General features: G+C 46.9%; 3 protein-coding genes and 1 pseudogene. 1 reads left to right on the forward strand and 3 read right to left on the reverse strand.

Annotated elements, in window-relative coordinates:
• Window positions 1-25 precede the first annotated feature (25 nt).
• Window positions 26-133, forward strand: a pseudogene (locus VN105_RS12430) (RteC domain-containing protein); the annotation flags it as partial.
• A gap of 71 nt (window positions 134-204) precedes the next feature.
• Here the strand turns inward: VN105_RS12430 and VN105_RS12435 are convergent.
• From VN105_RS12435 to VN105_RS12445, 3 genes are all read right to left on the reverse strand, one after another.
• Window positions 205-2,445 (reverse strand): cation:proton antiporter, encoded by a 2,241-nt coding sequence (locus tag VN105_RS12435; RefSeq protein WP_325641299.1) that lies wholly within the window; start codon window positions 2,443-2,445, stop codon window positions 205-207.
• 180 nt (window positions 2,446-2,625) lie between these two features.
• Complete coding sequence (locus VN105_RS12440) at window positions 2,626-3,405, reverse strand: response regulator (protein WP_325641301.1); 780 nt, start codon at window positions 3,403-3,405, stop codon at window positions 2,626-2,628.
• Window positions 3,387-5,124: sensor histidine kinase (locus tag VN105_RS12445; RefSeq protein WP_325641303.1), on the reverse strand; the 1,738-nt coding region annotated here is incomplete at its 5' end. The genes VN105_RS12445 and VN105_RS12440, both read right to left, overlap by 19 nt.

Here is a 5,124-nt window from a genome sequence, read left to right on the forward strand (position 1 = left end):
ATCAATTTCCACGATGGTCTGAACAGATTTGCACTATTCTTTCCATCGAATGAAATATCGAGCAGGTTCACGCACTTCATTTTTAGATCAGCTAAAATCTTCTTTGGAAGAATATATGGACAAGGATTTATAGGGAACTAATTCGCAAACCAACCATAAAAATAGCCATAGGAGATAAATAACCCGCCTTGAAATATCTGCGATCTATTTCCCGCGGGAAAATTCGAGTATCTTCCGGCGGTTCCCCACCAGCCACACTACATCTTCCCATTCGAACTCGGTTTCGGAGGCGGGGTTGAGTATTTTATCACCGCCACGGGCAATACCTACTACCAGCGCCTGTGTTTTTTCGCGGATGCCGGAACCACGGATGGTTTGGCCTTTGAGGCCATTGTGTTCATCCACCACGATGCTGGTAAGGCCAATGTTTTCATCTGCCACATCATCACTTCTTTCCACATTGAGGGTGTTCACCACCCGGTTAAATTCTTCCAGCTGTGCTTCTGTACCAATAGCAGTAAGGATATCGTGCGGGAACAGTTTTTCATCGCGGGTAGGTGCATAGATGGTTACATTCCCTCTTTTGATAGCGCCCACATTGATGCCGTACTTCTCCCGTAATTGCAGGTCTATCAAAGGTTTGTCTACCAGGGTAGACCAGGGATCTATTGCTATCTCCGATACCTGCGCATCCCAGGGCAACAGGTCTGCTGCGGTGGCTTTATGATTGGCGGCATCGGCGGTTTCACGGGCATTGAGGTTGGTAAGGAAACGGCTTTCTATACGGTTGTAATATTTCTGTAATTGGGAACGCAATACCAGCAATACGCAGGCAAGTATAAAGCCGGTGCCCAGTAACGCCTGCCAGAATGTGAAGTACTGGTTTACCAGGAAACCCACCAGCAGCACGGCTACCACGTTGCGTACTACTTCCACCACTACCAATGGCCCATGGTTGTATTTAGAGTCGAGCCACAATGCTTTATAAGAGTTGCTGGAGATCTTCTGCACCATCAGCGCCCAAATGAACGGCGACATCATAGCAATACCAATGACCACGCTCAGCAACTCCGCCAGGAACAGGTTCTTCACATATTTTATAACAAACGGGCCAATATAATAAGTGTTCAGCAAAATGATGGCCAGCATAATCACTGTATTGAGCACAATCACTTTTACATAGCTGCGCAAAACAATGCGCCAGTCGCTCTCCGCCTGTAAGGTTTGTGAACTGGCGCTATACCGGTTCAGGGCATTCATCCAGCGGGTGGGGATGATCTTCTCCAGCCAGTTATAAAACGGTACGGAAAACTTGATCATGTAAGGCGTGGTAAAAGTGGTAATGGCGGAAACGCCTACCGCTACGGGGAATAGGAATTCGCTGGTTACACCCAGGGAAAGACCCAGCGTAGCAATAATAAAGGCAAACTCACCTACCTGCGCCATGCTCATACCTACTTGTACGGCCTGTTTCAGCGGCTGACCGGATAACAGTGCGCCAAGTGCCGTACTGAAAAATTTACCGCTAATGGTGAGCAAGGTTATCCACAATACCGGCCAACGGTATTCTACAATCATTTCCGGGTTAATGAGCATCCCTACCGATACAAAAAAGATAGCGCCAAAAAGATCTTTTACCGGTTGGATCAGGTGTTCCACTTTTTCCGACGAAGTGGTTTCTGCAATGATGGAACCCATGATAAAGGCGCCCAGTTCAGCAGAGAAACCCACTTTAGTGGCCAGGATCACCATGCCCAAACAAAGCGCTATGCTCAGTATCAGCAGGGTTTCACCATTCATGTAACGTTCTATTTTCTTCAGCGCAGTAGGTAGCAGGAAGATCCCCGCCAGGAACCATACCGCCAGGAAGAACATCAGTTTGGCAATGGTAAACAACATCTCCGTACCTTCAAATTTGCGGCTCACCGCCATGGTGGAAAGCAATACCATCATCAGGATCACCACAATGTCTTCTATCACCAGTACACCAAATACAATTTTGGTAAACGATTTCTTCTTAACGCCTAATTCTTCGAATGCGCGGATAATGATAGTGGTAGAAGAGCTGGCCAGCAACCCTCCGAGGAACAGGCTGTCCATAAAACCCCAGCCCATCAGCTGACCGGTGAAATAACCGGCTACCGTGATAAGCGCTATTTCCACAAATGCGGTAATAGTGGCGGTGCCACCTACCCGCATCAGCTTTTTAAAACTAAACTCAAGGCCCAGCGAAAATAACAGGAAAATAACGCCGATCTCAGACCATGTTTTTATACCTTCCGCATCCCCGATAGTGGGGAATAATCTGAAATTGGGGCCCACTATAAACCCCGCGATGATATACCCCAGCACCATCGGCTGCTTCAGCCGTTTAAACAGTAATGTAATAACTCCCGCCGCTCCTAATATTAAAGCCAGGTCAATGATCAATGATGGTAGATGCATACAGTATGAATCAATTTAATGTGTCTTATGATGTACTTTTACGACGCAGAAATATCGGCGTACATAGGTATCAGATGCCAGTTTCCGGTTCTTTGAATTATTGCTAATATATTGTTTTTCCTGCGGGGAAGCAAGATTAAGTTTAGGGGAGGGGAAAGGGAAAAAAGCGGCGGGAGGGACTTACCGCTCTTTTTCCGCCTGTATCTGCGCTACATACCTCGATGGCAGTATGCCAAACTGCTTCTGGAAATTTTTCCCGAAATTAGTCAGGGAGGCAAAACCGCAAAGTTCCGCTACTTCATTGATCTTGTACGATCCGGTAGATAATAGGGAAGCAGCTTTTTTCAACCGTGCAATATTGATCAGCTCATGTGGCGTAAGATCGGATATTGCCTTTATTTTACGGTAGAAAGTAGGACGGCTCATGTTCATGAAGTCCGCCAGCTGTTCCACATCCAGGTCAATATTATTGAGATGCTGGTTAATCAGGTCGTTCAGCTTTTCCAGGAATTGCTCGTCTGCACTGGTATACGCCATGCTGCGTAAATGTACCAGTGGTGTGCTGGCATAATAGGATTTTATTTTATGACGGTTACTGAGCAGGCTCGCAATTTGCGCCTGCAGGAATTGAGGAGAGAAGGGCTTTTCAATGTACGCATCCGCGCCCAGCTCCAGGCCCTCTATTTTCGATTGCATGGTATTGCGCGCGGTAAGCAGGATGACCGGGATATGACTGGATACAAAATCAGATTTAATGATACGGCAAAGTTCAAAGCCATCCATTACCGGCATCATCACATCACTGATCACCAGTTGTACGGGTTGTTCCTGCAGTAAAAGCAGGGCGGCCTGTCCGTCATATGCGGTGATCACTTTGTACTTATCTTCCAGGTCGTCTGCAATGAAAGAAAGTATTTCTTCATTATCATCAACTAACAGTATCAGTGGTTTGTTTTCCATTTGCTCAGGTTAAATTCTATTTCCTGGTGAACAGGCAAAGTAAGTGAAAAAACATTTAATGTCCCCTCGGCAGGTATCAGTTCCAGGGTACCCTTATGCAGTAATGTTAATGACCTTGATAAGGAAAGTCCTATGCCGGTACCCGATTTATCTGCGGTGGCCTTTGCCCGGAAGAATGGTTCAAATATCTTTTCTTTCATCTCCGCAGGAATAATATAGCCATCGTTCTTCACCTGGATCGTGAAAGTGGAATCGTTTTCATCAACGGGCAACAGGTGTATGGATGCCCTGGTAGCAGCATACCTGATAGCATTGTTGATCAGGTTGCCTAATATTTTATTTAATGCCTCGCTATCTACATATGCAAAGAAATGAAGGCTGGATAATTCTATTTTAAACCGGATGTCCTGTTGTTCGGCAGCCGGTGTAAACCGCAGGTGATTTTCTTTCAGCAGTTCAGAAATATCGGTACGTACAAAATTCAGGCTGAAACCATGGATCTCCGTTTTGCGGAAGTCGAGCAACTGGCTGGTAAGCTCCAGGAGCCGGTCGGTATTGCGTTCCATGATGCGCAGGTTCTTACGGATCAACGGTACTTCATCCGCATTCCGGATCACCTTTTCCATGGGGCCTTTGATCAATGTAAGCGGTGTACGGATCTCATGTGCAAGGTGAGTAAAAAATTCAATCTTGGCCTGGTACAGCTCTTTTTCTTTTTCGTGTTCCAGTAATTCCAGCTGTCTTTTTTGCTTTTGTTGCGCGCGCTGATGATACCAGTGGATAATAAAATACACGAGGCTGCCCAGCAGGATAATATATGCAGCATACGCCCAGTAGCTGGCCCAGAAAGGCGGCAGGATGGTGATGGTAAGCACGCGTGGTGTAATGCTCCAGCTGCCGCCGCTGGCCGCTGCCTTTACCATGAACCGGTAAGTGCCCGGCGATAATTTGGTGAAGAAGGTTTTCCGGTTGCTTTCCAGGTAGGTCCAGTCGTGGTCAAGCCCCTCCATCTTGTATGCGTACGCCGTCATTTCAGGGGAAGTATAACTCAGTGCAGCAAAGCTAATGCTGAACGTGGATTGGTCGTGCGATAATGTGATCGTATCTGTAAGGAAGATAGATTTCTCCAGTATATCACCTACTGCTGCTTCTTTATTATACACCTGGAAGCCGGTGATATAAACCGGTGGCAGGTAACTGTTACGCACAAACGATTCCGGGTTGAAACGGATCAATCCTTTTACACTGCCAAAGTACATATTGCCGCAGCTGTCTTTGTACGCGGAATTATAATTGAACTGGTCATTTAACAGGCCGCTGGCTTTAGTGTATACCACGGCATTTTCCGTGGCGGGCGTAAAGCAGGCCAGTCCTTTGGAAGTGGTCACCCAAAGGCGGTCGCGCCGGTCTTCCAGGATGCAGAACATCATATTGCTTAGGAAACCATGCCGTGTTCCGTACGTGGTAAAGTTGTTCCGCCGCCGGTTGTATAAACAGAGCCCGTCGTCTGTAGCCAGCCATAAGCGGTGTTTGCTGTCTTCGAAGATCCTGTTCACGCGATTGTTGCTCAGGCTATTACTGTCGCTGGCATTATGCAGGTAAAGTCCTTTCTTTCCTGTGCGGCGGTTATAATAATAAAGCCCGTCTCTTACAGTGCCTAGCCATATGGTGCCTTCACTATCTTCAAAAACGGCCGTATAGAAAATATAATGCGGCGCC

The organism is Chitinophaga sp. (assembly GCF_035564935.1).
In the GTDB taxonomy this organism is placed as follows: Bacteria; Bacteroidota; Bacteroidia; order Chitinophagales; family Chitinophagaceae; genus Chitinophaga.

What these genes read in the sequence shown, in the direction of transcription:
- VN105_RS12435 (WP_325641299.1), bottom strand. Translation starts at nt 2,445, where the DNA reads ATGCATCTACCATCATTGATCATTGACCTGGCTTTAATATTAGGAGCG.
- VN105_RS12440 (WP_325641301.1), bottom strand. Translation starts at nt 3,405, where the DNA reads ATGGAAAACAAACCACTGATACTGTTAGTTGATGATAATGAAGAAATA.